We start from the raw sequence: 3,351 nt of genomic DNA, 5'->3' as shown, positions 1-3,351 counted from the left end.
TTACCTCTGCGCCGACGTGGAAGCGCCAGAAGGCTACGGGGAAATCATGGGCGGGTCAGAACGTGAAGCTGACTACGACACTTTGAAGGCGCAAATCGAAGAAGCGGGCCTCAACCTGGACGACTACTCCTGGTACCTGGACCTGAGAAAGTACGGCAGCGTGCCACACTCCGGCTTCGGGATGGGCTTTGAACGGGTTATTGCCTGGATCTGCAAGCTGGACCACGTTCGTGAAGCTGTCCCATTCCCAAGAATGATCAACAGAATGCAGCCATAAGCGCATTAGTTGTTTTTTAACAAGAATAAAAGCTAAAATAAAAGAGTGAGTTAGCTCACTCTTTTATTTTTTGTGAAAGAACGTGAGAAAATGGCAAGTTACAATTTTTACCGGCAGCTGGGGGTGACCAGCATCAGCAATGGCCTGATTGCCTACTATGCCCGCCTGGGCTTGACTGAAGCGGAACTGGCCCTGGTCTTGCAGCTGGAAGCTTTCTTTCAAAGGGGAAATTACTTCCCCAGCAATGAAAAAATCGCGGCCAATACCAACTTCAGTGTCAGTGACGTCACCCTCTTGATCCAGAGCCTGCTGGACAAGGGCTGCCTGTCTCTTAGGCAGGCCAAGGACGCCAGCGGGAAGATCAGCAGCTGCTACAGTCTGGATGAGCTCTATGACAAGCTGGACCAGTATTTAGACCAACATGTCCAGGTCAAGGACATGAACGGGGAAGTGCTAGAAGAAGCTAAAGACAGCTTGAATAACGATCCAATGAGTGACCTGGCCCGGGAATTTGAGATTGAATTTGGCCGCTACCTGACCCCGATTGAGCGGGAGGAAATCCAAGACTGGCTGAATTTGGACCACTACGCCCCGGAGATTATCAAGTTGGCCCTGCGGGAAGCAGTCTTGTCCCGGGCGATGAGCTTCAAGTATGTTGACCGGATCCTGCTGAACTGGCAAAGAATGAATTTGAAGACCGCCAGCGAGGTCCATCAGTATCTGGAGAGAAACCGTTAATAAATTTTTGGTAGGATTTTAATGGAAAAAGACGAAAAGCTCTTGAGTGATGAAGAAGCAAGAAATGTTTTGAAGCAGATTGATGCCATGTTTCCGGAAGCAAAAGGGGAGCTGAACTGGGACAACCGCTTCCAGCTTTTGTGCGCGGTCCTGCTCAGCGCGCAAACGACAGACAAGATGGTCAACAAAGTGACCCCCCAGCTCTTCGCGGATTTTCCGACCCCGGAAGCCATGGCGGCGGCCAGCCAGGAGGAGATCGAGGCAGATATTTCCCACCTGGGCCTCTATCATTCTAAAGCCAAGCACCTCAAGGAAATGGCTCAGACCCTGGTCGCTGAATATGGCGGCCAGGTGCCGGGCAAGAAGGAAGACCTGGTCAAATTAGCCGGGGTTGGCAACAAGACGGCCAATGTCGTTCTGGCTGAAGGCTGGGGAGTTCCGGCAATCGCGGTCGACACCCACGTGTCCCGGATCGCCAAGAAATTCAAGATCGTGCCGGAGAAGGCAACGCCTTTGCAGGTGGAAAAGCGGCTGGAGGAGCTGCTGCCAAAGGATGAGTGGATCCATACCCACCATGCCATGATCTTCTTTGGCCGCTACAAGATGCCTGCCCGAGCCAAGAACCCGGATCCCTACAGTTATTTAGATTAAGCTGAGAAAAGCAAAAATTTTGCAGTAGATATCCATGATAAAATTGATTGCCTTCGATATGGATGAAAGCTTCATGCCGCGGAAGGGATTTTATGAACGTGAGCGCTGGGCACGCGATTTTGACCTGCTGCGCGCAAAAGAAACGGCCTGGCACAACGGACCATGCTCTGCGGGATCAACTATTGTTATTTCTTGGAACAGGCTGATCCGGATTTTCGCGAAAGAATGAATTTTTATTTCTCGCATAATCAGAATGTATCTAGCTTCCTGCCTTTGCCTGATGACAAATTCACAGAAATCGTGATAGTGCCAGGCACTGGCCGCATGGACGAAACTGAGGAGAAGCTTAAGGCAGTCTGCGCGGAAAAACTGCAGATTTTTAACTCGGGAGTAGCCAGCATCGACATTCTGCAGCTCGAAGTGTCAAAAGGTAATTCGCTTAAATGGCTGGCAAGCCGCTATGATCTTTCGCCTGAGGAAATCATGGCTTTTGGTGATGGCCTTAACGACATTGAAATGCTGAAATTCGCGGGCCATTTCTACGCGATGAAAAATGCCCGCGAAGAGGTCAAGGAAGCAGCCAAGTTCGTAATAAAACTGCCGGCTGCGGAGAATGGCGTCCTGGACACGATTGAAAAAGAAGTTTTGGGAATGTAAAAAGACCGCCGGAGAAGGCGGCCTTTTTTATATACTAGGCTAAAACATATTTAATGAAAGCATCCAGTTCCTTTAAAACAGCTGGAGAGGTGAATTCTCCGCCGCCGTGGTCAGCACCCTTGATCAAGATGTAGGAGGCTTCTTTGCCGCACTCCTTTAATTTCAGATAAAGGTCAGTGCTGCCGATTGTGTTGACCGTCCGGTCTTTCGTGCCGTGAATGATCAATACCGGCGGAATGTCGGTATCCTTGCTGATATTGCACTCAACTGACAGTTTCCGGCGCAGGTCAGAATTCTCTCTTAAGTCAACATGGCCCATTTCCATCCCTTCCGGACTGTCAGCCTGCAAGTGGTTGATAGTTGTTGGGGTGCTGTCTTCAAGCATGACGGAGACGGAGCCGTAAAAGTCGACCACGCCACTTACTTTGGCGTTAACATCTGGGTAGAGATTGTCTTCACCTTCCGGGAAAAAGCTGGCGTAAACGGCAGTGTGACCGCCAGAAGAATTGCCCGCTAAAATAACCCGCTTTGGGTCGCCCTGGTATTCGGGCCCGTGCAGCTTCATGAAGCGTACGGCGTTTTGGGCATCAAGAATCGGCTTCGGGAAGGAAGCCACGTCGCTGCCCCGGTATTCAACAACCGCAACAACATAGCCAAGAGCGGCGATTTTTGCCATCTGGGGCAGGTCGCGGTAAACATTTTGCTTCATCCATGCTGAGCCTTGGACGTAAACAAAGATCGGGTAAGTCAAGTCATCCGGATGGTTCCGTGTAGAATGGCTCCAAGACCTGCAAGGTCAGTTTCTGTCCGCCATAATCTGCGTATTCAACGTTTGGGTGGTAGAGGACTCTGACTTCATCACCGGTACTGTCGATACATTTTACGTCTGGCAAGTCGGTTTGGTATTCCGGAAAATCCGGATAAGACCATTTCTTAATTTCCATAATTTTTTCGGTTCAGTATAAAAACTTGTGTAAATGACTGAGAGACTTAGGAAGCTTTCCGCGATAGTTCCATTAACCGCAGGA

6 protein-coding genes are annotated in these 3,351 nt (G+C 50.0%); 4 read left to right on the top strand and 2 right to left on the bottom strand.

What is annotated here, in order from left to right; translation table 11 throughout:
* The 4 genes from FD23_RS08360 to FD23_RS08345 all read left to right on the top strand — a co-directional run.
* A partial coding sequence (locus FD23_RS08360) for an amino acid--tRNA ligase-related protein (RefSeq protein WP_337960451.1) occupies positions 1–277 on the top strand: 277 nt, incomplete at its 5' end.
* A gap of 90 nt (positions 278–367) precedes the next feature.
* Positions 368–1,015: a DnaD domain-containing protein gene (locus tag FD23_RS08355; protein ID WP_002878410.1), complete on the top strand. Its 648-nt coding sequence runs from the start codon at positions 368–370 to the stop codon at positions 1,013–1,015.
* A gap of 21 nt (positions 1,016–1,036) precedes the next feature.
* Positions 1,037–1,666 carry an endonuclease III gene (gene nth / locus FD23_RS08350; RefSeq protein WP_002878412.1) on the top strand — a complete coding sequence of 210 codons (630 nt, stop codon included), beginning with the start codon at positions 1,037–1,039 and terminating at the stop codon, positions 1,664–1,666.
* Between the two features lie 162 nt (positions 1,667–1,828).
* Positions 1,829–2,323, top strand: coding sequence for an HAD-IIB family hydrolase (locus FD23_RS08345; RefSeq protein WP_230844818.1), 495 nt, complete (start codon positions 1,829–1,831; stop codon positions 2,321–2,323).
* A gap of 34 nt (positions 2,324–2,357) precedes the next feature.
* Here the strand turns inward: FD23_RS08345 and FD23_RS09510 are convergent, their stop codons facing one another.
* A complete protein-coding gene (locus FD23_RS09510) occupies positions 2,358–3,032 on the bottom strand; it encodes an alpha/beta hydrolase (protein ID WP_080988399.1) in 675 nt (224 codons plus the stop codon).
* Positions 3,033–3,075: 43 nt separating this feature from the next.
* On the bottom strand, positions 3,076–3,267 hold the full coding sequence (locus FD23_RS08335) for a hypothetical protein (RefSeq protein WP_044880592.1): 192 nt from the start codon (positions 3,265–3,267) through the stop codon (positions 3,076–3,078).
* Positions 3,268–3,351: the final 84 nt, after the last annotated feature.

It is taken from the genome of Lactobacillus delbrueckii subsp. delbrueckii DSM 20074 = JCM 1012, from assembly GCF_001433875.1.
Classification (GTDB): domain Bacteria; phylum Bacillota; class Bacilli; order Lactobacillales; family Lactobacillaceae; genus Lactobacillus; species Lactobacillus delbrueckii.
The sequence above is the reverse complement of the archived record's forward strand: the minus strand, read 5'-3'. Positions and strand labels throughout refer to the sequence as shown.

Bases quoted from the DNA above. Each gene is read 5' to 3' on its own strand.
- FD23_RS08355 (WP_002878410.1), top strand. From the start codon at position 368: ATGGCAAGTTACAATTTTTACCGGCAGCTGGGGGTGACCAGCATCAGC.
- nth (WP_002878412.1), top strand. From the start codon at position 1,037: ATGGAAAAAGACGAAAAGCTCTTGAGTGATGAAGAAGCAAGAAATGTT.
- FD23_RS08345 (WP_230844818.1), top strand. From the start codon at position 1,829: ATGCTCTGCGGGATCAACTATTGTTATTTCTTGGAACAGGCTGATCCG.
- FD23_RS09510 (WP_080988399.1), bottom strand. From the start codon at position 3,032: ATGAAGCAAAATGTTTACCGCGACCTGCCCCAGATGGCAAAAATCGCC.
- FD23_RS08335 (WP_044880592.1), bottom strand. From the start codon at position 3,267: ATGGAAATTAAGAAATGGTCTTATCCGGATTTTCCGGAATACCAAACC.